Raw genomic sequence first — 26,573 nt, forward strand, 5'->3', positions numbered from 1 at the left:
TGTAGAAATCGACACAATTAGGGTTTCACGCGCAAAAATACGATATTATTTTTACTTCCAAACGTGTCGCTATAACTTTAACACCTTTTTAACACTTTTAGAATGCATACTTTTTTCTCTCACCTTACACATATATCATCTTAAAGAAGTAAAAAATAAGATTACTATTTAAAACGAAAAGATGGTATAGATTTTGTACTTTTATTCTGTTAAAAAAAGAATTGTTTTATGAAGAAAATCATTTTTATAACTTTGCTCTGCTTGGTTGGAAATACTATATTCGCACAAACTAGCGAAGAAGTACAAAAAGAACGCGCTGGTTATGAACAACCTTATCACCCTGAAGAAGATGGTGATATGCGTATCAATCAGTTGTTGAAACAAGCTAAAAAAGAAGGTAAAAAAGTTTTGGTTCAAATTGGGGGCAACTGGTGTGTGTGGTGTTTACGTTTCAATCATTTAGTAACTACTACTCCTGAACTAAAGCAAATTCTCAACAAAAAATATATCTATTACCACTTGAATTATTCACCTGAAAATAAGAATGAAAAGGCTCTTAAAAAGTATGGCAATCCTGGTGAACAATACGGGTATCCTGCTTTTTTAATCCTCAGTGCTAAAGGTGAAGTGCTCTTCACTCAAAAAAGTGAAGATTTAGAAGATGGCAAAGGGTACGACCCAAAAAAAGTAAAGAAATTCCTACAAGGAAGGTTGTAAATTAGTTAATTTGGCGATTTGCCAATTCATCAATGATATTAATTACTTCTATAGCCTCACTTGCGGGTATGGGATTTTCTTTTTTTCCTATAAGAACTTGATAGAAATCTTCGTAAAACTGCCAATAATTACCGTGTTGGGCTGTGGTGAGTGTGCGACTTTTAAGCGTATGCAAGATGCCATTAGGCTCTTGAATATTTGGTAACCAAGGTGTAGGAGCAGGAATAGTTCCTGCTACTAAAGCAGCTTCTTGTCCGTCAAAACGCTGTTGCAAAAAACTGCCTTTAGTACCGTGTAACACATATTCCCATTGGCGTTCTAAAGCAAAAGTTGTAGATTTAAGACGTACACGCAACTGATTGTTATAGAAGCATATCACTTCAAAATAATCGTCGGTTTGAGTTCCTTTTCGAAGGTAGCCCAAATCGGCGTATGTTTTTATAGGTTTTCCAAATAATTGCAAGGCTTGGTCTATAAGGTGTGCGCCCAAATCATAAAGTGCTCCTCCCCCACTCTCGGCAGTTTCTTTATGAGCTTTAGCACTGATACTATCACGGAATCTATCAAAGCGTATTTCTACTTCTTTAAGTTCGCCTAATACACCGCTTTTTAATATTTCCTTTACCTTTAAGTAATCACCATCATAACGACGATTTTGATAAACCGTGAGTAACTTTCCTTTTTCTTTAGCTAAAGTATCAAGAGCACGAGCTTCTTCAGCAGTTACTGTAAAAGGTTTTTCAACTAATACGTGTTTTCCTGCTAAAAGGGCTTCCTTGGCATATTCATAATGGGTTTGTACGGGAGTATTGACAACTACCACATCTACCGAAGGGTCTTGTAGCATTTCGGCTACTGAACGATACAATTTACTTTTGGGATATAATTCACGAGATTCTGAGCGATGGCGTTCTACCACCGCATAAAGGTTGAGATGAGGATGTTGAGCGATAAAAGGAGCGTGAAACACACGTCCGCTCATTCCAAAACTACAAAGTGCTATATTCATTTTTTAGGTAACAAATAACAAGTAAGAGGTATCAAAATGTTAATCTTTAACTATTAATACTCCATAGATATTCTCAAAAAGCTCTTGCATTCTTTGATAATCACTTTGGCGAATAGCAAGGTGTAACTCACAATTTTCGGTAAGTAACTGCTGGGTGATATTGAGGTTTTGCTCCTTTACTACGCGCATTACTTTGTTCATTAATGGATATTCAAAACGGATACGCAACTCTTCGGTAATGAGTTTTTCTTCAATTTCGGCTTCTTGCAGGGTAAGTTGGGCAGTAGTTTTATAGGCTTGCACTAATCCGCCGACACCTAACTTAATTCCTCCAAAATAACGCACCACTATCACCAATATATTAGTGAGCTCAAAGGACTGAATTTGCCCGTAAATAGGTATACCTGCCGTGTTATTAGGCTCACCGTCATCGTTAGCACGATAGCGTTGGTTAGTACCATAACCTAATTGCCACGCATAACACCAATGTCGTGCTGAAAAATGAGCCTTTTTTACTTCTTCAAGATGCGCTTTTATCTCCTCTTCAGAGGTAACTGGAAAAGCATAGCCGAGAAATTTACTACTCTTCTCTTTAAAGATTACCTCTTGTACAGAGGAAGCTATGGTTTTATAAGTATCCATTATTCAGGTGTCAGGTTTCAGGTGTCAGGGGTTATTGAAAGGTGTATTTCACTGAGAGTCCTGTACGAATAGTGGTCATAGGGAAGGCTGTAGAAATAGCCGATTTAGAGAAATTGTATTGGAAATAATACGATGCCAATAAGTTACGACTGAGGGCATACTCGGCAGTGAGATTACCTAACCAAGAGGTTTGTCCTGCAGTTACTTGGTTGTTAAATATTTCCATATTACGTATTACGGTAAACTCATTGAGGTAAGAAAGCGTACCTTTGAGCACCAAATCACTCTTCAGCGTAGTGAGATTACCATTCACTCGAGTTACAAAAGTCAAGTTTTTAAATCGATATCCTAATCCAAATTTATATTCTCGTTTGAGGATTTCGGTAAGATAATCATTGTCTAAACTGATAGAAATGGTGCGATCGCGGTTGAACTCTGCCAAGAGACTCATAGAGTTTTTAAGTTCCATATCGGCACGGATAAGCGGATTGAACTGCTCAGCAAGGGTAACCGTAGAATACAATTTCTCATTTAGAAAATCGCCTGCTACATTCGTTTTATTAGGATTTGCAGGTTCATATTCCAAATTGGTGCGGAACTCACTAAGTGAATAGCTTGCGCGATAACCGTGTGCCAATGAGAAACGGCGGAAAGTATTCTTAATAAACTCAATACGCATCAAGCCTGTATAACGCACATTCCATTCAGGGATAGGAATATTTTTGAAGGCATCAAGAGACACACCACTGGCATTACCACCTGAATAAGCCGCAAAGAACGCTGGAATCATCACCGCCTGACTTTTTTTGCTGTATCCTATAGGATATCCTTCAGAATCTACTGATGAAGGATTCAAGCCGCGAGCCTCAGCTAAACGGCGAGCGACTGTAAGTCGGTTGTCTTTAAAGCGTTCAAAGGCAGCTGAGTTGTATTCGTCTATTTTATTGAAAGCTGTTGCTATGAGGTTAGTAGAAATATTAAAACTACCTACCTGATTACCTACTAATTTGTTGTATACAAAATTGCGCACCTCAAAGGTTTCGGTATAGTTTTCTGTAAATTGCCTATTAGCCTTTAAGTTGATTTGCAAATCAGGGATTGGTTGCAAATTAGCGGTGAGCAAGAGTTGTTTTTCTTGTGATCTGATATATTGGTCGTTGAAATCAGCAAATTCAGTAAGCTGACCTCGTTTAGCCATTTCGTAACGCAAATCGGTTTGGTCACCAAACATAAAGCCTGCTGAAGGTTTGAAAGTTCCTAAGAAACCTACTTGCTGAGTGTAACCTGGAATAGTGCGAGCATTAGTAACTGAATAGTTCACACCAGCGGTTTTAATCATCGTTAAAAGAGATTTACCTACGCTAGCCTTCTCACCTCTTGGGGTTGCTTTTACACCCAAATAGCGATACAGCTGATCGAAAGTAAGGTTCGCTGTAAAGTTATGGGTATTGCCATTCTGCAAGGTATTCACTTCTTGGCGAGCCAACTGCAAGAGAGTTTGTGATCCGCGTTGGTAATCAAAATCTCCTGAATATGTATAATTAGCACGGATAAATTCAAAGTAAGGGAAGTTCGCAAAAGGCAACTCGTAATTCACTTGGAATTTAGAGAAGAAGTGATCAGGAGTTCCTAAATCCCAGAAATTATTCCACAACGATACCTCTCTATCTACTCCTGATATATCACCATTGGCATCATACCTATAGTAATTGCGAATAATGCTATTATTAGTTGCATTGAAATTGAGGCGCAATGATTTGGTGAGATTGTAGTTAATCGCGTATTGGTGATTCATTTGATAATTGCGTTGTTGCAATTCTGGCAAGGCACGTTGCTGACTTGCATTTACACCATCGAAATGCACATCGCGGAACAACTGTTTAGTAAACGAACGATTGACATCTGCTGTAAACATAATGCTTGTAGGCAAGATGTTCAGATTCATATCAGCCAACCACTGCCAATAACGTTTGCCTGCAAACTTGCTACTCTTTTTGAAAGGCTCTACCGTTGTAGGTTTAAACGTGTAGTTGTACATAAAGCCTGCACGCACTTGTTGTTCATCTTCATAACTAAGCTCATAATCACGGTGATTTTTCTCATTATAAGCGTAGTTGAAAGTAAAGTTTTCGATATTATAGATGCGGTTCTTTTGTCCTTCAGCTAAGTTTTTCTTCACCCCTATAAGGTTGATACCGCGTCTTAGAGTATAGTCTTCAGCCTGCTGTTTGATGATTTCTCGCTCACTTGCGTTTTGGGCAACATCTAATCTGTCTTGCAGTCTGATATCTTGATATACAGGGTCATACTCTGGTGTTGAGAGTTTTTGAGAGTGATTTAACCCTACTGGTATTTGCATATTCCATTTAGGAGGCAAGAGTTTACCCGCATTGATATTCATCATCACATCGTACTCACGGGTACTTTCGAGTGCTCGCTGGTTAGGAGCTTGATCTACAGCTCCAAAACCTACCGTGTGCATACGACCTGTTGCCGAAATATTCATCAGTTCAGAAGCGTTAGCATCAAGAGAGCCCACTGCTGCCCAACCTCCACGATTATCTAATTCGGCAACGCGAAGTTCGTTAAACCAAAACTCTCCACTGAGGTCGCGACCCGATGCATTCTTTATTCCTAACATCACAGAACGCACACTACCAAGAGATGGATTTCCTTTGATGACATAGCGGTTTTGCCCTGCTACGTGAGGAGTAGTATAAGGATTAGTGATTACATTAAAATTCTGATCGTAATGCGTTTCATCACTTAATCCATTAGCGCTTCTTAACTTGATAGCTTTCAGCTTGGTGAGTATCTCCATTGGGATATTCAGCTCGTTTTCTTTAGGCCATATCAGGTAATCAGTGCTTGCTCCTGCAGGGGTTACCTGCAAGGGGACTTCTATTTGGTAGTAGTTGTTGTTGAAATCGGTACCTATTCGTATAAAAGCCACTGCCTGATTATCAGTCAAAGGATTGTTTTTATAGGCTTCGGCGTGTACGAACATCTTGATATACTTATATTGTCGTAGATCAAAACGCAAGGCTTTATACACAGCACGACTATCTTGATCTCTAAGATCGCGCACTATGTATGACAAGGCTTGTTCATTCTGTTCTACCAAAGTATTATTAGTATTGATACGTTCGCGGTGTACCCCTGGTGGCATACGATAAGGAATAGGCTGACGGTTTTCGTTCTCAATAAGGTTTACTGAGTTGATTTCGACAGTAGTAGCCGAAGTAACACCTATATTCTCATTGAGAGGATAGTTGTAGTAACGCCAATCGCCACGAATAAGGTCGAGTGTGCCAAAACGCAAGAGCATCTCGTTTTGGAAACCAGTGAGATACATCCTCATATGAGTCATCGAATTGATGATATTGATTTGTTCAGTTTTAGAAACAGTACCTACAGGGAAACTATAACCTTCACGCCATAGTGCACCACTGGCAATCGGTATTTTATATTGTATCCAGCGAGTAGAAACTTGCTGACCGTTAGGAGCTTCTACTGATACTACTCGTATGTCATTTACATAAGTATCATTTGTAGTGATATTAGGGTGCATACGAACGCGATACTCAAGATAGTTATTGGCTGTGTTCATAGTATAATCGCCATTAATATCCTCGTGATCGGGTATGGTTGTAGAACCTCTATTGCTATCGGTATTATTTACAGGTGAGTTGCCCTGAGTACCATTGTAGTTATAGTAACGATTGAGAATACCTCCTCCACGTGTTAAGAAATACTCATAGTTATCCATTGCAGGGTCATTAGGTGAAGTAGCAAGGTTATTGGTATAGATATTTCTTTCATCGGCATCAGTAAGTCCATCGAGCCCTATATCTTGTAAACTACGGTTAGAGCTGTTCTCATCAAAAGCATAAACTAACGATTGAGCGGCAGGTACTTTACCCCAAGAAGTTTGGTTAGTACTTGCAGTAGAGGAAAGTCCAGGTAAGCCGTTTTCATATTGTTTACGACCATCTTTAAGGACGTCTTCAGAAATATTTCCTAAGTTGAACACCAACTCTCCATTACCACTATATTCGCCTGAATAATATGGATCCATTACCCAAAATTGCAAAAATTCTATATTGCTCTCTTGAAAATCGGAGTAGCTCATACCGCGCATAATACCTCCCCATTTATTTTCGGTATTGAAAGAAGGGCTGTTGTTATAAGGTCCTTTTATATTAGGATAGTAAGCTAAATCCAGTGTAGTTTGTACTAAAGATTGTCCTTGTGCTAATTGCTGTTGAGGAAAGATTTCTTCTACAAAAATACGACGGGTACTATTTTTAGAAATTTCGTTGCTATTTACATCTGAAGGTTTTTGAGCTGAATAGAACACAGGGTCAATAGTATACCAAGCTAATTTAGCACGACCAAAACTATTGCGCAAGTTATCAGTATCGGTAGGACTGCTTCCGTAAAGGGTACGTGAAGCTGTTCCACCAGGACCAAACTCTAAAGGTGTACTTGCTAATTTCCAAGCCAGAGGTGAACGTATATCAATAGTGGCTTGAGCTGACTCAAAATCATCTAAATATACAGTAGTTTCACCATCAAAATCGTCGGCTTTAGGGGTACTTGCTCTCAGATAAGCAAACTCACCACGTAATGAGAGGTTAGAAGGTGCATCACTCTTGATAGTAGGAATACGGTTTACCCAACGAGTAAGGAAAGGCAACTCTGTAGAATAAGTAGCCCCAACCCCAAAGATTGTATTGTTCACACTCTCTTGTCCATAGCTAGTTTTTTGTGTATAAGGTCGTTCGCGCAAGTTTACAATTGCTCCGTTTACGATGAACTTATCATTGAATTTATGCTCCACATTCACACCCATATAGCGAGTAGTTTGACCGCCGAAAATTAGGTTGTTCTCTACTGATACTTGTATAGGCAAATTAGAGGCTTCTAAACTCGCATTGATAATCTCCACTGTACCCGATTGGTAATCCACCAAATAGTCGATACCCTCCACGAGTATGCGCCCACCTGCAGTTACTACTACCGAACCTCGTGGCACATTGAAAGCTCCTAACGATATCCCCCTACGACTTGAGGCTTTGTAGCGACCTTTCATCACAAACTTGTTTTTATCGCCATCCATTTGTGCTTGCGATTTAGTGTTTTTATAGAGTGAAGTATAAACGTACTTTTTCTGATTGTTGTTATAAGAAAGAGGATCATCGTAGTTAGCTCCACCTCCTAAAGTATTGTAGAGGAAACTACCAAAAGGTTCCACTTTGGTAAAGAAGATTTTGCCGTATTGTTCATCTATAGTAATCCCAGGTAGGTAATCGAAGAAACCATCCCCCCCTGGTTGTGGGTCATTGTATTTGTTGAGGCGGTCGAAATTAAAAAGATTGAGCAAAATACGATCGTCTAAACTCGCAGGCCAACCTACATTATCCACCTTTTCTATATAGTTGATAGGCGAAGGATTGGAATAGAAGATATTCATACGAAAATCTTCAGCTGAAAGTCGCGCTGTACCTACCGAATAAACGTTTTTCATCATCAAATCCCAAATAGGGTCATTCACGTTCAAACGGTTGCTTTTGAGCATTTTCAGTACTAAAAGGTTATTGGTAATAGCATTGTTACCCCCACCATAAATTTGGTTAGTAGTTGCCGAAATACCATCATTAGCAAATTCACCTACTTGGTACACTTGGCTACCATAGGTATACTGGTAGGCTACTGCCAGCACTTCATCACTGCTCAAAGCTGTAACAAGAGATATATAACCAAGTTTATTATCTACCTTATAATCAACTCCTTCTTCAAGTTTTCGTGCATTTTCAATGATAGCATAGTCATAACCCTGACTTACATACGAAGCATTTGTTCCAAAACCTTGTTGTACCGTTGCTACATCGCGAATTGCATTGGTAAGTACTGAATTAGATGTTCCTATTCGGGTAGGGTCGTATTTATTAGCAGCATTGGTAGGCATATTATTTGTAGTAGCATTGAAAAAGGTAGAACCTGCCTTATCTTTCAAACGGGTATTTACTTCTTTAGGTTCTCCTAAGTCTTGCAATGCCAAGATATTGCGAATATTCCCCATACGGCTATTGCGGTTGGTAACCCATACCTCCAAGCGGGTAATTTGTACTTTACTATTGATAAAAGGATAGTTCTCTAAGGCGCGATCGTAGTTATCACGGAAGAATTGTGCTAAAAAGAAGTTACGGTTTTCATCGTAGTCTAAAGCCGAAAATTCAAATTCGGTAATGGTACCACCACCTTGTGCGCTCACCGTTTTGCGCTCAGATTTCTGTTCAGAGAATACCCCCGTAATGGTTGTACGCCCGAACTTCAGTTCTGTTTTTACCCCAAATAGACTCTGTGAACCAGTAATCAGTGAGTTAGACATCGGCATAGAGATGTTCCCTAACTCTACTTTCTGTACGATATCATCTTCATCGGGTGAGTACTCTAATTTGAAGACATTTTGAAAATCAAAAGATGCTTGAGTGTCATACTGCGCATTGAGGCTCAACCTTGTACCTATTTTCCCTGTAAGCCCCAAGCTAATGCGTTGCTCAAAATCTAATCCCCACGAACTACGGTATCGCGGACTTACCACGGGGTTGTCATTACGGGTATAGCGTACACCCAAATCTACCCCTACACTCCCTTGTGGTGTGAGCTCTATATTGCGCCCCCCAAAGACACTCTCAAAAAAATCAGAATTTATATACAATTCCGGCAACAAATTGCGTTGTGCCTTTTTTTTATCAATTGTACTTGTGCTTGTATCACCCAAAGTTGCGAGTTTTTCATCATAATACGCTTTCATACGCTCACGCAACACCAAGTTCTCATATTCCTTTACAGTGAGGAACATAGGTGTTCTAAGGTCGTATTTGCCAAGTTGTTCGGTATACACATAACGATCAAGTGTAGGGTTATATGTATACTGTTGTACAATACTTTTAGGCTGCTCTAACCCCACACGCCCAATGCCATTGCGCACGGTCGTCTCGGTTTGAGTACCTTCGGTAGTAGTGGGAGTTACTTGAGCTTGAGTTGTTAAAACACTGAAAAAGAGTAGTATGAATAGTGTATAAGTATATTTCATAATGGGAGATACATTATAGGAGAATATAAATCGGGGCAAAGATAAAAAACTATTGACAATTTCCAATTAATAATTAACATTTTTAACAATCTGTTATTTTTTCTTTTTAAGAAGTTTTATAAAAGTTGTTGAATTAATAATCGTATAAAAAATACTTTATTATCGCAAACTGATAATTATCATAGTTTCATTTTCTTTCAAACACTTACATTTGCCGCCTAATTTAATCTTTTTATAAATAAACTAATTATTAATGAATTCTACAACCTCTTTGCGTACTTCGCATTTTGTGCTTACGCTCAACACTTTAGCTTTTACTATTTGTTTTGCCTGCTGGACACTGAACGGTGTTTTGGTAACTTATTTAGTAGATAATGGTATCTTCAATTGGAGTGTAGTACAAACAGGCTGGCTCTTAGGATTGCCTATCCTTTCAGGTTCTATCTTCCGCCCTTTGATGGGGATGCTCACCGATAAATACGGAGGGAAACCCGTGTTTAGTACATTGCTTATCTTCTGTGCTATCCCATTCTTCTTGATGTACTTCGTAAATTCATATTGGATGTACTTCATTTTGAGTATTCTTTTTGGTATGGTGGGAACAGGTTTTGCTGTAGGGATTGCTTTTACCTCAGTATGGTATCCTAAAAACTGGCAAGGTCGTGCACTCGGTATTTTCGGTATGGGAAATGCAGGGGCAGCTCTTACTACTTTTTTAGCACCTACACTACTTAAATGGCTCACTAACAACAATGAGAACTTAGATGGATGGCGTTGGCTACCTATAATCTACGGGTGTGTAATTTTATTAATGGGCTTGATATTTTTGTTCTTTACCAAAAATAAAAAAGCTGCACAAGCACCTAAATCGATGCACGAAATGATCACTCCGCTCAAATCTACTCGTGTATGGCGTTTTGGGTTGTACTATTTCTTAGTATTCGGTTTGTTTGTAGCCTTCTCACAATGGCTATTACCTTACTACATCAACGTATACAGCACAACCTTGATATTAGGAGGTATGCTTGCTTCAGCCTTTAGCTTGCCCAGTGGGGTGATTAGAGCACTTGGAGGTTACTTATCCGATAAATTTGGTGCGCGTGCCGTAATGCACTGGGTATTGCTCTCTTCTCTTATCATAGGAGGACTCTTGATGTTGCCTAAAATGGAAATTCTTACGCCAGGAAAAGGAGTAGCAGCCAAGAAAAATACTACTGTTGAAAAAGTAGAAGGAAATGCTATTACCCTTGCTACAGGTGAAGTGATACAACTTACAGAAAAACCTGAAATTAAAGATGGTAACTACATTTTCCCAAAAAGTTATTCGTGGCAAGAAGCCCTCGTGAAAGAGAACCAACAAGTGAAGAAAAAAGAAGTGCTTGCCCAAGGACAAACACTCATTAAATTTGAAGCACACTTGTGGGTATATACTATCTTGGTAATCCTCATTGGTATTATGTGGGGTATTGGAAAAGCAGCGGTATACAAATACATTCCTGAATATTTTCCTAATGAAGTAGGTATTGTAGGAGGTATGGTAGGACTCATCGGTGGATTAGGAGGTTTTATAGGACCTATCCTCTTTGGGTATCTTCTTGACTTTACAGGTTTATGGACAAGCTCTTGGATTTTTGTATTCCTCACTTCGGCTGTCTGTCTCTACTGGATGCACCGCACTATCAATAAACTAAACAAAAAAGCAGCCCCAGAGTTGCGAGATAAAATTGAATAATTAGCAATTGACTAATTGACAAATCAACAAATTGACAAATTAATAAAAATGAGTAAATGGTTATCACAATGGGAGCCTGAAAACGAACAGTTTTGGCATTCCACAGGAAAAAAAATAGCGAATAGAACGCTTACAATTACTACTATCGCGCTTACAATGTCGTTTGCGTGCTGGTTTCTATACAGTGCCGTAGTGGTACAATTACCTAAAATTGGGTTTCATTTCACTGATGACCAATTGTTTTGGTTGGCAGCGATGCCTGGTTTAGCAGGAGGGCTTTTGCGTATCCTCAACACCTTTTTGATTCCTATCTTCGGAACACAAAAAGTAGTATCTATCAGTGCTTTATTAAAGATTATCCCTTTATTGATGTTAGGTTTTGCCGTAATGGATCCTTCATCATCTTATGGCTATTTTATGCTAATAGGATTTTTGCTCGGTATAGGAGGTGGTGACTTCTCATCCTATATGCCTTCTACTTCTTTATTTTTCCCTAAACGCCTATCAGGTACCGCTTTAGGTATTCAAGCAGGTGTAGGAAACTTTGGGGTAAGTTTGGTACAATTGCTTTCACCTATCGTCATCAGCCTTAGTATCTTTTCTTTCTTAGGTGGAGGAGAAACAGTGATAGCTACTGGCAAAACTATCTTTTTAGAGAACGTAGCCTTCATCTATGTAATTCCGTTATTTCTTGTAGGTATATGGGCTTGGGTATCATTGAAGAGTATCCCTGTAAAAGCCTCTTTTAAAGAGCAGTTGGATATTTTTGGTGATAAACACACTTGGTATTGCACTGTCACTTATATTATGACTTTTGGGATTTTCGCAGGACTTTCTGCGGCTTTCCCATTGATGATTAAAAATATGTATGTGCCTTTGGATAATACTCTCGAGCCTTTGCATTACGCTTTCTATGGACCTCTAATTAGTTCGGCAATGCGTGTGCTTTTTGGTAAAATAGCTGATAAATTTGGAGGGGCTATCCTCACCCATATCACTGGTATTGCAATGGCGATTCTCTTTGCTATACTTATCTTGGGAGGTTATCTTACCCCTACTTCAGCAGACCAGTTCCCGATGTTCTTCACTATCATTATGGCGATTTTCTTCTTTACAGGAGTAGGTAATGCTGCTACTTTCAAGCAATACCCTACTATTTTTGCTGCTTCACCACGTAAATCAGCAGGAGTAATAGGATGGACAGCTGCAGTAGCTGCTTTTGGTCCTTTTATCTTCAATATAATGATTCCTCAATCACGTGCTTGGTTTGGCAATTCAGAACCTTTCTTTTGGTGTGTGTTTGCTTTATGCGTGATTGCAACATGGATAAATTGGCATTTCTATACTCGTAAAGGTTGTGAGAGACCGAGTTAAATAAAATGTTAAAAAAGATGTAATAAACTTATATTACAATAACTTACATAAAACAAGTGAATTACGAATGATTCTAAATTACTAAGAATGTTTGTAATTCACTTTTTTAGTTGTATTTTTGTCCCCTAGAGTAAAACAAAATTTATGTTCCGTATTTTTACTAAAATAAACAAAAAGGCATTTCGCAATGCTGTTATTGCTACTTTAGGAGTAATAGCTATTACCGTGATAGGCTCTGTAAACTTGCAGAACTACGATGCCGCCCTGATGATATACTTTTTTGGTACCATCAGTATGACCTTTGGGATTGCTTACCGTCACTCGATATGGTTGCAACGCCCTCCTACCAAAATGTATTGGAAACGCACTTGGCAGCTTTTGCGCAGTAGAAACTATTGGTCTCAGTTGAAGAACTATGGGAAACTGTCGTTCAAGAACTTACTGCTTCAAAAGTTCATTATGCCTCGTGGCAAGATGCGTTGGGTAGGGCACTTCTTATTAGCTGTAGGTTGCTTAATCTCCTTTGGAGTAACCTTTGGGCTTACCTTTGGGTGGATGCACTTCACCTTAGTACCCGGCACTACCGATATGTATGAAACCCACTTTATGGGCTTCACCGTAATGGAGTTCAAACTCGGTACTATTGTAGCTTTATTTCTCTTCCACATCCTTGTTTGGACAGCTATAATGGTTATTATAGGTAGTGCTATAATGATGCACCGTCGTTTCATAGACGAGGGGCAAATGGCTACTCAGTGGTTTGAGCGCGATTGGGTGCCACTTATTCTACTTATCATTGTATCAGTAACCGGTTTAGGTATTTGGTTTGACTATTCATTTTTAGAAGGAAAAATGAGTCAGTTTATGGCTATTACCCACGCTATCACTGTAGCGATGTTTTTAATGTGGATCCCTTTTGGTAAATTCTTCCATATCTTCCAGCGTCCTGCTCAAATAGGGGCAAATGTATACCGCATAGAAGGTGCTAAAGAAGGAATGCAAGTTTGTCCTCACACTAAAGAAGAATACGCTTGCAAAATGCAGATTAACGATCTTAAAGAAGTAACCAAAGAGCTCGGTTTCAAATTAGAAAACGAAAAGGGAATGAGCTATTTGGAGTACAGCCCTGAAGGCAAACGCTGTATGCTTGCCAAAGCACACCTCAAAGCCCGTGAGGAAGCGGGTAGTTTCTTCGGTTAATTCCTAATATCACTAATTTTAAAAGAAAACACTAAAAGATTATGGCAACGTTACCCGTATCCGTAGATGAAATTATAGCTAAATGGGGACCTCATAAACACTATATGACCAAAGAGAGCGCTAGAGCACGTGCCTCTCAAACCGCTGATGAATTTGTAAAAACACACTGTTGTTTTTGTGGATTACAATGCGGCATTAAGCTAAAAGTAAAAGATAAAAAAGTAGTAGGCTTTGAACCTTGGCGTGAGTTCCCTTTTAATGAGGGTCGTCTTTGCCCAAAAGGGGTTCAACGTTATATGCAAGATAACCACCCCGACCGCCTATTGCAACCTATTAAACGCGTAGAAGGCGTGGGATTTGTACCTATTGAATGGGAAGAAGCCTATAGCACTGTAGTGAGCGAAATCAAGCGTATCCAAGAACAATACGGCAGAAACGCTTTTGCAATGCTTTCAGGCGTATCACTTTCTACTGAAAAGAGTTATTTGGTAGGAAAATTTGCCCGTGTAGCTCTTAAAACAGCTAACTTAGATTACAACGGACGCTTGTGTATGGTAAGTGCTGGGGCTGGTAACAAAAAGGCTTTCGGGATGGACAGATCGTCTAACTCTTGGGCTGACCTCGCTCACGCTGAAGTGATTATTATAACAGGGGCTAATATCTCCGAATGTTTCCCTGTGCTTACTTATCGTATATGGGAAGCCCGCGACAACGGGGCAAAAATCATAGTAATCGACCCACGTGTGATTCCGTTAGCTCGTACTGCCGATGTACACCTTCCATTGCGTTCAGGTACTGATACTGCGTTGATGAGCACTATGCTAAAAGTGCTTATTGACAACGATTGGTTAGACCACGATTTTATCGATAACTATACCTCTGGCTGGGAAGAAACTGCTAAAACAGTAGAACACTGCACACTTGAATGGGGTGAAGAAATTACAGGAGTACCTAAAGAGCTCATCTACAAGGCTGCTGAGATGTGGGGAAAAGCTAAAACTTCATTCCTCGTACACGCTCGCGGTATTGAGCAACACCGCAAAGGGGTACTCAATGTGTTGAGTTGTATCAACTTAGTGTTAGCTACAGGTCGTATTGGAAAACCTTACTGTGGCTATGGTACTATCACAGGGCAAGGTAACGGACAAGGAGGTCGTGAGCACGGACACAAATGCGACCAGCTTCCTGGTAACCGCGACATCGAAAACCCTGAACACCGCCAGATAGTAGCCGATTTCTGGGGTATCCCTGAATCAGAACTACCGCGTAAAGGACTCAGTGCTTACGAGATTATTGATGCTATCAACAAAGGTGAAATCAAAGGGTTACTCTCTATCTGCTTCAACCCTATCATCTCTTTACCTAATAACAAATACGTAAAAAGTGCTTTAGAAAAACTCGAATTTTATGCGGGTATTGATTTCTTCCTCTCAGAAACATTGCGCCACGCTAACATCGTATTAGCGGGCTCTTTGCAAGAAGAAGAAGAAGGTACTACCACTACTTCAGAAGGACGTGTAGTACGTATTTCTGGAGCTGTAAACCCTCCAGGAAAAGCCAAACGCGATATCGAAATTCTTAAAGAATTAGCAAAACGCCTTGGTCAAGAAGATAAGTTTAACTTCCCTACTTCCGAGGATATATTTAATGAAATTCGCCATATTTCGAAAGGTTCGTATGCTGATTACTACGGTATTACTTACGAAAAAGTAGAAAAAAATATGGGGGTTTTCTGGCCCTGCCCAAGTCTTGATCACCCAGGTACACCACGCCTTTGGGAAGATAAGAAATTCAAAACCAATGACGGTAAGGCACACTTCAACCCTACTCCATATCAACCACCAGTAGAAGAACCCGATGCTGATTATCCAGTAGTGCTCACTACAGGGCGTGTGGTAAGTCAGTATCTCAGCGGTACTCAAACCCGCCGTATTGGTAAACTTATAGATATCTATCCAGAGCCTCTAATGGAAATACACCCTGAATTGGCAGCTAAATACGGCATAGAAGAAGGCGACTTAGTGCGTATCACTACCCGTCGTAACTCAGCTGTATTCCCTGCTAATGTAGTGGAAACTATCCGCAAAGATTCTATTTTTGTACCTTATCACTGGGGAGGGGTAAACTCTATCAATCAGCTTACTGTGGGACTTGAAGGGCTTGACCCTATCTCCAAAATGCCTGAGTTCAAAGTATGTGCCTGCAAAATAGAAAAAACAGGTGAGAAAAAAGCTAAGGACTCAGCTGAATACGCTTATCGCAGTCGTGATGTGCTATTCGCTGAAGGTGATACCCCTATTCCTAACTAAGAGAGTAAATCTAAACTATACAAAAGAGTAAAAACAAAATTCAATGGCAGATCAATTTAAGAAATTCAACGATATGGAGTTCTTCTTGGATATGCAGCGTTGTATAGGCTGTCACTCTTGTGAGATGGCTTGTGCAGAATGCGAAACCAATGGAGAAACCTCAATGATTCATATTCACTACGTAGATAGACGTGAAACTGTGCAAACCACTGTACAGGTGTGTATGCACTGCGATGACCCTATCTGCGCTAATGTGTGTCCCGCCGATGCTATCGTAAAAGATGAATTTGGCATAGTGCACTCCGCTGATGTCTCTAAATGTATCGGGTGTGCGAACTGCGTACTCAGCTGTCCGTTTGGGGTACCTCAAATCCCCGACCAAAATGCGCTTTTGATGATGAAGTGCAATATGTGTTACGATCGTACCAGTGTAGGTTTAAAACCTATGTGTGCTACTGTTTGCCCAAGTGGTGCGCTCACTTTCGATACCAAAGAAAACGTGGCTAAAAAACGCCCTAATAGTACTCCTATTAAGAAGTTTATCTTTGGTGAAGAAGTAGTAACTACTAAAGTAAACCTAATGATGCCTAAGGGCAGTGAAGAAATAAAAGTATTCTAATTTCTAAAAAACAACATTAAACAATGGGAGACGAAAATAAAAACATACCCGATTGGAAAGCTGATTTTCCTATTTCAAAAACAGAAGCAGGCTATGTAGCGCGTCGTGACTTTTTGAAAGTGATTACCCTTTTCTCAGGTATTATGGCGGTAGCAAGTGTATTTATTCCTGTATTCAACTTTTTTCACAAAAGAAAACAAATCAAGGATTATTTTGTGTGCAATACCTCAGAATTGGCAATAGGTGGACAAAAAACATTCTATGTAGATGGTGATCATAGAAACCCTTATATGCTCATTCGCTTAGCTGAGAACGATTGGCGCGTGTACGAACAAAAATGTACTCACTTATCTTGTGCTGTGATTTATGACCACGAGCACCAAATGATAGAGTGCCCTTGCCACCATGGTTTTTTTGATGCCAAAGACGGTAAGGTATTACAAGGTCCTCCACCACGCCCACTACCTCAATTGGGTGTGGTAATTAAAGACAACAAAATATTTGTGGAAGATTACACTTATGAAAAGCAAATCAACCACAAAGCACATTCTTAAGTATTAATAATTAATAATTAACAAATTATGGCAATCAGAAAGAAACCCATATCAAAAGTGACCACACGTGTCAATGATATGTTAGTATTCATTATCGCTATTTACATTTTGCTCACAGGCTTACAAATGTGGCTTTTATTTGGTAGTATCAACAAAGCCTTATACTTGTACAACACCGAGATTGATGTAATGCCTTTTGCTACTTGGTCGGCTATTGGTTCAGTAGTGATTTTTGCTTGCTTGCTCTTCTTCCTCCGCTATATCCCACTTATCAAAACGGGTAAACTATTGAAAGGCAACGAAAAAGAGGAAGAATATGAGTACTAATCTAATCGATTCATTCGGACGAAAACATACCTATTTGCGGCTATCCATAACGGATAGCTGCAATTTTCGTTGTTTATACTGTATGCCTGATGAACCTTTCAGCAGTAGTTCTTCTTCTAAACTGATGAGTAGTGATGAAATATTTGGCATCTCTAAAATTTTCACAGAACAATTCGGTATTTCTAAAATTCGCATTACGGGGGGCGAACCCTTAGTGCGACACGATTTTGCTGAAATTATCGAAAAATTAGCAACCCTTCAGGTCTCCTTAGGAGTTACTACCAATGGGGTATTGTTAGACAAATACTTCTCACTATTGCAACAAAACCAAGTACAACTCTTAAACATCAGTATTGATTCGTTAGACAGCGAGCGCTTCAAGCAGATTACTAAACGCGACCTATTGCCTCAAGTGTGGAACAATATAATGCAGAGTATCAGCTTAGGGTTTAAAGTGAAACTCAATGCGGTGATTATGCGAGGGGTGAACGACGATGAGCTTCTTTCGCTGGCAATGCTCTCTCACAACTATCCCATTGAAATGCGTTTTATAGAGTTTATGCCTTTCTACGGCAATTCTTGGGAAAAAGGCAAAGTGATGCCAATAAACGAAATGCTTCAGGTTATTGAACGAGAATACTCTTGTATCAAGCTCCACGATGACAAACACGATACATCGCGTAAGTACAAACTCTCCGAGGATAGCAAAGGCTGTTTTGGCTTTATCACTACAATGAGCAACGCTTTTTGCGGTGGTTGCAATCGCATAAGGCTCACTTCTGATGGCAAGATGAAAAACTGCCTCTTTGGTGCGGAAGAATTTGATTTACTGAGTCTTTATAGGGCAGGTGAAGATATAGACAACCTTATAAAAGAAGGCGTATGGCGCAAGCACAAAGAAAAAGGTGGTCAGTTTACTGAGATGAATACTGTTGATAACAGTAAGATTATCAACCGCAGTATGATAAAAATAGGAGGCTGATTTTTTTTGATTAACGAAATGCTTTTTTATACATAACGTAAAAACCACTCTGATATGAAACATCTTTTTAAAACACTTTCCACACTACTATTATTGTTATTCGTTCATACGCACTCATTTGCTGCCGATAAAATTACGGTAGCCGCCGCAGCTAATTTGCGTTACGTATTAGAAGAACTGAAACAACAATACGTAAAATCACACAAAGGCACCCAAATAGATATCGTTTTTGGTGCCTCGGGTACACTTACTCAACAAATAGTGAATGGCGCTAACTTCGACCTCTTTTTAGCAGCTAATACTAATTTTCCTGAAGAAGTAATCAATCAAGGTTTTGGTCACGGCAAATCGGTGGTGTATTGTTATGGCAAAGTTGCTCTTTGGAGTATGACTCTCAATGTAAAAAAAGGGATTAAAGCTACTTTAGAGAATCCCAAAGTAACCCGTATAGCCATTGCAAATCCTAAATTAGCTCCTTACGGCAAAAATGCGGTAGAAACCTTGCAAAAATTAGGTTTATACAAAAATATCGAATCTAAAATAGTATGGGGCGAGAATATCAATCAAACAGCACATTTTGTCTCTACGGGCAATGCCCAAGTGGGGTTTGTAGCGCTTTCTACTATTTTAGCGCCTGAAATGAAAGGTAAGCAAGGTAATTATTATGTGCTAAATAATGAAGAATGCGCCCCTATTGCACAAGCGGGGATAGTCATCAAAAATAAAAATACAGTTCTTGCACAAGCCTTTTTAGATTATTTGCTAAGTGATAAAGCAAAACCTATTTGGAAAAAACACGGTTACGAATTAAAATAATGGAAGAATTTGTAAAAACCTTATTACTAACGGGTAAAATGGCAGTAATCACTACTGCCGTTTTATTCGTTTTTAGTTTGCCTATCGCTTATTGGTTAGCTTATAGCAAGTTTAAGGGGAAAGTGATATTCGAGGCTTTGGTATGTATGCCTATGGTGCTCCCACCTACCGTATTAGGTTATTATTTTCTATTGCTCATCAGCCCTACACGAGGGTTTGGAAAGTTTTTAAACGAAACCTTTGATATTCAACTCGCTTTCACTTTCGAGGGGATTGTAATAGCTAGTATCATCGCCAATCTACCTTTTATGATTCAGCCTCTGCAAAACGGCTTCTCTGCTTTACCCAAAAGTTTCAAAGAGGCAGCTTACACCTTAGGCAAAAGCCGATGGACAACCTTCTGGCGAGTGTTATTACCTAATATCAAACCTTCTATCATCACAGGGTTAGCTCTCACCTTTGCCCATTGTATTGGCGAGTTTGGCATTGTACTGATGATTGGCGGTAGCATTCCTCACGAAACTAAAGTAGCTTCTATCGAACTCTACGACCAAGTGCAAGCTCTCAATTATGATCTTGCTAACCAATATGCTCTAATACTATTTGCTATTTCGTTTATCTTGCTGATGATTATTTTCAGCATCAATAAAAAGAAAACACTCTTCTAATGATTACAATTGATATATCTCATACACTCTACACTTCCAACGGCATCACCGATTTATTGATACAAAAAACGTTTCACGAAGGCGATTTAGTATTCTTATCGGGAGCTTCAGGGATAGGCAAAACTACCTTTTTTCGTATCTTGGCAGGATTGGTAAAACCCGATTATGGCTACCTTCGCATAGGTGATAAAATATTACTACGCACTGAAAAAGACATCAATCTGCCACCTCAACAGCGCGATGTTGCCCTAATGTTTCAAGATTATGCGCTCTTCCCTAATATGACTGTTTGGGAAAACATCGCCTTTGCCCAAAAAGAAAAAGACCCTACTTATATCACCCGCTTGTTAGACGCTTTTCAAATAACGACTCTCAAAGACCGAAAAGTAACACAACTATCTGGGGGACAGCAACAACGGGTGGCTTTAGCGCGCACTTTGGCTCAAAAGGCTTCCATTACTTTGCTTGATGAACCTCTCTCATCGGTAGATGCTACAATGAAAGCCCTGATGAAACAAGAAATTCTCAATTTTCACAAAGAGACCCAAAGTACCGTGTTTGTTATCAGTCATCAACCTGAAGATTTTCAGGCAGAAGCCGATACTATTATAACATTATAAACATCTTTCTAAACTTTAAGAGGAATATCCAAAGGGATAATCTGTTTTTTTGAAAGGATTTCTACGTATTGTCCTACAGTAAAAAGCATAGGGCGCTTCATATCTATAGCGCGAAGTGTTTGTTCTACTTTTGCCAGAGTAGTCATTACTGAGGTTTGATCTTTTGCCGAAATACGTGAGGTTACAGCTACAGGCATATCTGCTGAAACTCCTGCCGATGTGATGATTGTTACTATTTCGGCTATACAATCGGTGTTGGCAAAGTAGATGTGAATAGTGCTACCGTATTTCAAGGTATTTGCCAATTCTTTCAGCAGTTGATGATTCTTCTCATTGTTGTGATACACAAAATTTACCGATACATCACTTTCTTCCATTTCGGTAGTAGGTATGGCAAAAATATTAGTAGCAGCACACGATGCTGTAATCCCTGGTATCATAACAAAGTCAATTCCATTGGCTTTTAAGGCGCGTGCTTCTTTTCCTCCTCCGTTGAACATCAGGGCATCACCAGGTTTTAAGCGACATACTTTCTTCCCCATATCATAATGCTTTTTCATTTCATTGAGCATTGCTGTGGGGTCTATCTTCTTATCAATAGCTTTAATTTCAGCTTTGAAGTTAAATTCTTTTAGCAAACTGTCGTCGGGCATACAATCAAACAGGATGACATCAGCCTCATCAAGAGCTTTTTTAGCTGCCAAAGTAAGCAGTTGTGGGTTGCCCGGTCCCATACCGATAATTGTAATAGGGTATTTCATTTTTTCAATATTTTAATGGTTTAAAGTATAGGGGAAACACACTTTGCGCCCCTCTATATCAATGATTTTCATATCTATATCATAAAGGCTTTTCAAAAGTGCTTCACTCATCACTTCCTCAGGAGTGCCCGTTACAGCAAGTCTTCCGTCTTTCACTACCGCAACCTTAGAATCGCACAAAAAAACGTGGTCGGGGTTGTGAGTAGAGAGCACAATGCCTATATGTTTGTTCTGCAATGATTTAATCTGCTGAATTACTTTTATTTGGTTACCAAAATCAAGTGCCGAAGTAGGCTCATCCATCACTATATACTCAGGTTCTTGTGTGAGGGCGCGCGCGATGATGGTAAGCTGTTGTTCCCCGCCACTCATCTGCGAAAACACTTTGTCTTTCAGCGATAGAATACCTATTTGAGCCATTGTTTCAGTAGCAATTTCTTTATCTTTTTTAGAGGGAAATCCAAAATAGGGCAAGTGTGGCGTACGCCCAAAGAGCACCACTTCAAAGGCGGTAAAACTAAAGTCAATCTTCCGCGCTTGGGGAATATAGGCTATTTTCTTAGCATTTTCTTGTTTTTTGCTGAAGTCAAAAGGTTGGTCGTCTAATAATATCTCCCCAGATAACTTCGGCAAAAGTCCTAATAAGGTTTTGAAAAGGGTTGTTTTTCCTGAACCATTTTTGCCCAATACGCACAGTATTTCTCCTTTGTTCACCGATAGATTTACATCGCTGAGCACTGGGTTTTGGTAGCCTATCGTTAGATTATTAGTGATTATTCCCATAAGTTGCGTTTGCTTTTTACCGATTTTAACACAAAGAAAAAGATAGGAGCTCCTATGATAGAGGCAATGATGCCCAAGGGGATTTCTAAGGCTGAAATGGTGCGCGAGAGTAGGTCGATGAGCAGTAAGAACATTCCTCCTAAAATAAATGCCGATGGTAGCAACCAGCGGTTATCCGAGCCTATGAGAAAACGCGCAATATGAGGCACTACCAGCCCTATCCAGCCTATGAGTCCCGTGATTGAAACTACGGTAGCGGTGAGCAATGTCGCCGATAAAATAACAATAAACCGCAATCGCGATACTTGCACCCCCATACTGCTGGCTTCATCTTCACCAAACGACAGCACATTCAGTTTCCACGACGAGAGATAAAGCGGAATGATAGCCAGTAGCACGATAGGGGCGACTATCATTATTTGTTCATTGGTGATATTGGTAAGACTTCCCATCAGCCAAAAAGTGATGTCGGGGAGTTTGTATTCGGCATCGGCAAGGTATTTGGTTAGCGAGATAAAAGCCCCAAACATAGAGCCTGTGATAATACCCGAAAGCAGGAGTACCAGTGTTTGGTTGTGCAACTTGCTGATACTTCGGCTCAAGGCTAAAGCTATGAATACAGCGGTTAAACCAAATGCAAAAGCCGAAAGCTGTATGCCCAGCATACTTAGCGAAAAGAGTATGGCTACTGAGGCTCCAAATCCCGCTCCTGAACTCACTCCTAATATATCGGGACTAATCAGTGGGTTTTTGAACATTCCTTGATAGGCTACCCCTGATACTGCCAAGGCGCCACCTACCAATACAGCCCCCAGCACACGCGGTAAGCGCACTTCTAAAAGTAGCAAAGCGGTGTGTTCATCAACGGCTGCTTTAGAGAAGATAAATTTTATAATGTCGCCAATAGGCAGAGGATATCGCCCTACACTCAGCGCTATTAGGCAAAGCCCTATCAGGCATAACAACTGAATGACCAACAGAGCGTTGCGTTTATGTAATGTTTTTAAAATCATTATTCAAATCTATTGTCTGATTACTGAAGGCTGTATAGGCATATTGGCAACTGCTTCAAAAGGTGTTTTGAGATATCCTATAAGGTTGATTGTAATGTTCATTGGCGAAAAAATAAAGTGCAAAGATAATAGTTTTGTCAAAAAAAACATAACGAATTTTCTAAAATATAATATAGAGTTCGTTTTTTTTCGTACATTTGTGCCGTGAATAAAGCAATAACTATGAATGATGTAGTGCTTCAAGGAAGTATTACCAAATATGTAAAACGATTACTATTAGATAAAATAATTGATGATACTCCTCTACAAGCTCCTAAAGGCAGTGTGATTTTTAAAGAAAATGAGCATATCAAAGGTGTGTTTTACTTAATAGAAGGCGTTTGTAAAACGAGTAAATTGAGCCCAACAGGCAAAAATCACATCATCCGATTGACGAAAAAAGGAGAACTTCTCGGGTTGCGCAGCGTAATGAGCCAAAATACTACTAACTTGATGGCTACTGCTCTCACCGATGTACAATACTATATAATCCCCAAAGAATACATTCTCTCTGCATTTAGCGAAAACCCCTCTTTTGTAATGGAACTCGCTAAAATAGTGAGTGATGAGTTGAGAAAATCGGATAATCAAATAGTGGATATGGTGCATAAACGTGTGAAACAGCGTTTAGCTGAAACCTTATGTTTGTTAGAAAACACTTTTGGCACGGATGTGCAAGGTTATATTGCTTCTCCTTTGGTGCGTGAAGAAATTGCTAATTTGGTGGGTACAGCTACCGAGTCGCTTATTCGCACCCTTTCTGATTTTGCCAAAGATGGTATTGTAGAACTCAAAGGCAAACACATCAGGATTGCCAACCGCAACCTTTTAAAGAAAATACACGGATAGAATGACGCGTTATACTCGACAAATACAACTCATTGGGAGTGAGAACCAAGCTAAATTACACCGCGCCAGAGTGTTGGTCGTAGGGGTAGGAGGCTTGGGTTGCCCTGTGCTGGAACTGCTTTGCTCGGCAGGAATAGGCACACTGGGTTTGGTAGATTTTGACAAGGTGGAGCTTCACAACTTGCACCGCCAGTTTCTGTTTGCCGAAAAAGATGTGCAACAACTGAAAACAGCAGTTGCTGTAGAGCGACTGCAAGCGCGCAACAGTGACACTATTTTCAGAACGTACCCTTATAGCCTTAGCGCTCAGAATGTATTTGCTATTATCGACGGCTATGATATAGTGGTGGATTGCACTGATAATTTTGCGGTGCGCTATCTGTTATCGGACGCTTGTGCTATTGCAGGTAAACCCTTAGTATATGGAGCGCTGTATCACTACGAGGGGCAGGTGAGTGTGTTCAACGTTAAGAAAGATGGTTATACGACTACTTACCGCGACCTCTTCCCTACCCCACCGCAACCTGAGGAAGTACCGACGTGCAATGAGGCGGGCATCTTACCGACCGTTTCATCGATGATAGGGCATTTGCAAGCCAATGAGGTGCTGAAATTGCTCTTAGGAAAGATAGATGATTGCCTTGTGCATACTCTTCTGTTATTCAATACACAAACTTATCAACTTACTAAAATCAAATATTGTAAAATGAATACTTCATCCCCACAAACCCCTAAAGAAGTAGAGGGGTATAGCTATCCTGCTTTTTGTCATCAAACAGAAGGCGAAGAACTTCACAGCGTAGAGGATTTGCAAGCGTTTTTGGCACAAGAAAACAGTGTGCTAGTAGATGTGCGCGAAGCTGATGAAATGCCTAAAATCAACTTGTTTAAGGCATTGGAATTGCCTCTTTCTGAACTTCCTACGCAATGGGAGCAACTGAAAACATACGACCATATTTGCTTTGTGTGTGTAGCGGGCGTGCGCAGTATGAAGGCGCTCCGTTTTGCCAAAGAAGTATTGGCTGAGAAAGATTTGAAGAGTTTTAAACTTGGGTTTTCTTCTTTAGTAAAATAAAAAATCATCATTATGAAAAATATCTTTAAACAAGGGGCGCTCTCCCCTACTCTTGTGGCTGAGAGTATTGCTAAACATCAAGTAAAAACGCAGATTGGTGGGCATAGCATCTTTTTAGGTCAGGTGCGTGCTGATGTGATAGACGGCAAAACGGTGTCGGCTATTGAGTTTACGGCTTATGAGGCAATGGCGAATGAGAAAGCTGCTGAGATACGCGAGGAAATAATAGTAAAATACGGTTTGTCGTGTGCGCATATCCACCATTCACTTGGAGAGATAAAGTCAGGTGAATTGTGTTTTTTTGTCTTTACCTCAGCGCCTCATCGCAAGGCAGCTATTCAGGCATGTGATGAGATGGTAGACCGCATCAAGAAAGAAGTGCCTATCTTTGGGAAAGAACTCTTTGAAGAAGGAGGACACCAATGGAAGGAAAACAAGTAACAATTAATAATTAACAATTAATAAAGTGGTAAACATTACTCATAAAAGTAATACCCTGCGTCAAGCGATTGCGACTGCAGTGGTGGCAGTAAGTTCGGAAGCGACGATTGCTGCTATAAAAAATAATCAAGTGCCTAAAGGCAATGTGTTTGAAATGAGCAAAACAGCGGGACTTTTCGCCGCTAAACGCACTAGCGATATGATTCCTGACTGCCACCCACTGCCCATTGAATATACACATATCAGTTTTGAGGTAAAGGAATTGGAAATTCATATTTTTGTAGAAGTACACACTATCTACAAAACAGGTGTGGAAGTGGAAGCGATGCACGCCGCCTCGGTAGTGGCTCTTACGCTCTACGATATGCTAAAACCTATTGACAAGGGAATTGAAATTCGCAATATCCGTTTAGTTGAGAAGAAAGGAGGCAAAACAGACTACAAAGAGGCTGCTGAAGGACTTACCGCAGCCGTGATTGTATGCTCCGACAGTATTTTTGCGGGCAAGAAAGAAGACAAAGCAGGCAAAGCAATTATAACGCATTTGGAGCGTTACGCCATTCCTGCTACTTATACTATTATCGCTGATGAAATAGCTGATATACAAAGTAACATAAAAAAAGCGGTAGACGCAGGTACTTCTTTGGTACTCATCACGGGAGGAACAGGACTATCCCCTCGCGATGTTACTCCAGAAGCTGTACGCCCCCTATTAGACCGCGAAATTGATGGTATTGCAGAAACTTTGCGAAATTACGGACAAGACCGTACGCCTTATGCTATGCTTTCACGCAGTGTGGCGGGGACTATAGGCAATACTTTGGTGATAGCCCTTCCAGGATCTACCAAAGGTGCGAGTGAGTCGATGGATGCTCTTTTCCCTGCAGTATTGCATATTTTTAAAGTATTGAAGGGGGGAAAACACGAGTAACTAATGATTA

At 40.0% G+C, this 26,573-nt stretch carries 22 protein-coding genes; 16 read left to right on the forward strand and 6 right to left on the reverse strand.

The genetic code is table 11. The features are described 5' to 3' along the window. Positions 1-228: 228 nt before the first annotated feature. Positions 229-717 carry a thioredoxin family protein gene (locus tag Q0162_RS04465; protein ID WP_297889756.1) on the forward strand — a complete coding sequence of 163 codons (489 nt, stop codon included), beginning with the start codon at positions 229-231 and terminating at the stop codon, positions 715-717. A gap of 1 nt (position 718) precedes the next feature. Here the strand turns inward: Q0162_RS04465 and Q0162_RS04470 are convergent, their stop codons facing one another. The 3 genes from Q0162_RS04470 to sprA are packed head-to-tail and all read right to left on the reverse strand — an operon-like array spanning position 719 to position 9,470. After that, positions 719-1,726: a Gfo/Idh/MocA family oxidoreductase gene (locus Q0162_RS04470; protein WP_297889759.1), complete on the reverse strand. Its 1,008-nt coding sequence runs from the start codon at positions 1,724-1,726 to the stop codon at positions 719-721. A 39-nt stretch (positions 1,727-1,765) separates the two neighbouring features. Continuing rightward, a complete protein-coding gene (locus Q0162_RS04475; RefSeq protein WP_002681052.1) occupies positions 1,766-2,368 on the reverse strand; it encodes a YigZ family protein in 603 nt (200 codons plus the stop codon). A 31-nt stretch (positions 2,369-2,399) separates the two neighbouring features. Next, positions 2,400-9,470 carry a cell surface protein SprA gene (sprA, locus tag Q0162_RS04480; protein ID WP_297889764.1) on the reverse strand — a complete coding sequence of 2,357 codons (7,071 nt, stop codon included), beginning with the start codon at positions 9,468-9,470 and terminating at the stop codon, positions 2,400-2,402. Positions 9,471-9,723: 253 nt separating this feature from the next. Here sprA and Q0162_RS04485 point away from each other — a divergent pair, with 253 nt between their 5' ends. The 11 genes from Q0162_RS04485 to Q0162_RS04535 all read left to right on the forward strand — a co-directional run bounded on the left by Q0162_RS04485 (position 9,724) and on the right by Q0162_RS04535 (position 20,671). After that, positions 9,724-11,202: a nitrate/nitrite transporter gene (locus tag Q0162_RS04485; RefSeq protein WP_095897914.1), complete on the forward strand. Its 1,479-nt coding sequence runs from the start codon at positions 9,724-9,726 to the stop codon at positions 11,200-11,202. A 48-nt stretch (positions 11,203-11,250) separates the two neighbouring features. Further along, positions 11,251-12,576 (forward strand): MFS transporter, encoded by a 1,326-nt coding sequence (locus Q0162_RS04490; protein WP_297889771.1) that lies wholly within the window; start codon positions 11,251-11,253, stop codon positions 12,574-12,576. Positions 12,577-12,720: 144 nt separating this feature from the next. Then, positions 12,721-13,776 carry an MFS transporter gene (locus Q0162_RS04495; protein ID WP_297889773.1) on the forward strand — a complete coding sequence of 352 codons (1,056 nt, stop codon included), beginning with the start codon at positions 12,721-12,723 and terminating at the stop codon, positions 13,774-13,776. A 41-nt stretch (positions 13,777-13,817) separates the two neighbouring features. Continuing rightward, complete coding sequence (locus Q0162_RS04500) at positions 13,818-16,085, forward strand: molybdopterin oxidoreductase family protein (protein WP_297889776.1); 2,268 nt, start codon at positions 13,818-13,820, stop codon at positions 16,083-16,085. Positions 16,086-16,128: 43 nt separating this feature from the next. After that, complete coding sequence (locus tag Q0162_RS04505) at positions 16,129-16,704, forward strand: 4Fe-4S dicluster domain-containing protein (protein ID WP_002681026.1); 576 nt, start codon at positions 16,129-16,131, stop codon at positions 16,702-16,704. Positions 16,705-16,727: 23 nt separating this feature from the next. Beyond that, on the forward strand, positions 16,728-17,258 hold the full coding sequence (locus Q0162_RS04510; protein ID WP_002681062.1) for a ubiquinol-cytochrome c reductase iron-sulfur subunit: 531 nt from the start codon (positions 16,728-16,730) through the stop codon (positions 17,256-17,258). Between the two features lie 27 nt (positions 17,259-17,285). Beyond that, entirely contained in the window at positions 17,286-17,585 is a 300-nt protein-coding gene (locus tag Q0162_RS04515; protein ID WP_040361641.1) for a hypothetical protein, read from the forward strand. Next, complete coding sequence (gene moaA / locus Q0162_RS04520; protein WP_297889779.1) at positions 17,575-18,567, forward strand: GTP 3',8-cyclase MoaA; 993 nt, start codon at positions 17,575-17,577, stop codon at positions 18,565-18,567. The genes Q0162_RS04515 and moaA overlap by 11 nt, the downstream gene beginning before the upstream one ends. 54 nt (positions 18,568-18,621) lie before the next feature. Then, positions 18,622-19,383, forward strand: coding sequence for a molybdate ABC transporter substrate-binding protein (modA, locus tag Q0162_RS04525; protein WP_297889781.1), 762 nt, complete (start codon positions 18,622-18,624; stop codon positions 19,381-19,383). Next, positions 19,383-20,051: a molybdate ABC transporter permease subunit gene (gene modB / locus Q0162_RS04530; RefSeq protein WP_096089201.1), complete on the forward strand. Its 669-nt coding sequence runs from the start codon at positions 19,383-19,385 to the stop codon at positions 20,049-20,051. Before modA ends, modB begins: the two co-directional genes overlap by 1 nt. Then, entirely contained in the window at positions 20,051-20,671 is a 621-nt protein-coding gene (locus Q0162_RS04535; RefSeq protein WP_297889784.1) for an ATP-binding cassette domain-containing protein, read from the forward strand. The genes modB and Q0162_RS04535 overlap by 1 nt, the downstream gene beginning before the upstream one ends. An 8-nt stretch (positions 20,672-20,679) precedes the next feature. On the opposite strand, the gene Q0162_RS04540 is transcribed toward Q0162_RS04535, so the two are convergent. Genes Q0162_RS04540 through Q0162_RS04550 form a run of 3 tightly spaced genes read right to left on the reverse strand, consistent with a single transcriptional unit; the run spans position 20,680 to position 23,228 of the window. Next, positions 20,680-21,432, reverse strand: coding sequence for an SAM-dependent methyltransferase (locus tag Q0162_RS04540; RefSeq protein ID WP_126370434.1), 753 nt, complete (start codon positions 21,430-21,432; stop codon positions 20,680-20,682). Positions 21,433-21,444: 12 nt separating this feature from the next. Next, on the reverse strand, positions 21,445-22,215 hold the full coding sequence (locus tag Q0162_RS04545) for an ABC transporter ATP-binding protein (RefSeq protein ID WP_297889790.1): 771 nt from the start codon (positions 22,213-22,215) through the stop codon (positions 21,445-21,447). Next, the gene (locus Q0162_RS04550; protein WP_002681089.1) at positions 22,206-23,228 is read right to left on the reverse strand and encodes an iron ABC transporter permease; all 1,023 of its coding nucleotides are present in this window, start codon (positions 23,226-23,228) and stop codon (positions 22,206-22,208) included. Before Q0162_RS04550 ends, Q0162_RS04545 begins: the two co-directional genes overlap by 10 nt. A 222-nt stretch (positions 23,229-23,450) precedes the next feature. Here Q0162_RS04550 and Q0162_RS04555 point away from each other — a divergent pair, with 222 nt between their 5' ends. Genes Q0162_RS04555 through moaCB form a run of 4 tightly spaced genes read left to right on the forward strand, consistent with a single transcriptional unit; the run spans position 23,451 to position 26,563 of the window. Then, entirely contained in the window at positions 23,451-24,116 is a 666-nt protein-coding gene (locus Q0162_RS04555; RefSeq protein ID WP_297889794.1) for a Crp/Fnr family transcriptional regulator, read from the forward strand. A 1-nt stretch (position 24,117) separates the two neighbouring features. After that, positions 24,118-25,191, forward strand: coding sequence for a HesA/MoeB/ThiF family protein (locus Q0162_RS04560; protein ID WP_297889797.1), 1,074 nt, complete (start codon positions 24,118-24,120; stop codon positions 25,189-25,191). A 12-nt stretch (positions 25,192-25,203) separates the two neighbouring features. After that, a complete protein-coding gene (locus Q0162_RS04565; RefSeq protein WP_002681006.1) occupies positions 25,204-25,632 on the forward strand; it encodes a molybdenum cofactor biosynthesis protein MoaE in 429 nt (142 codons plus the stop codon). 25 nt (positions 25,633-25,657) lie between these two features. Next, positions 25,658-26,563 (forward strand): bifunctional molybdenum cofactor biosynthesis protein MoaC/MoaB, encoded by a 906-nt coding sequence (moaCB, locus tag Q0162_RS04570; RefSeq protein WP_297889804.1) that lies wholly within the window; start codon positions 25,658-25,660, stop codon positions 26,561-26,563. The last annotated feature ends 10 nt before the right edge of the window (positions 26,564-26,573 follow it).

This window comes from uncultured Capnocytophaga sp. (genome assembly GCF_937936315.1).
In the GTDB taxonomy this organism is placed as follows: domain Bacteria; phylum Bacteroidota; class Bacteroidia; order Flavobacteriales; family Flavobacteriaceae; genus Capnocytophaga.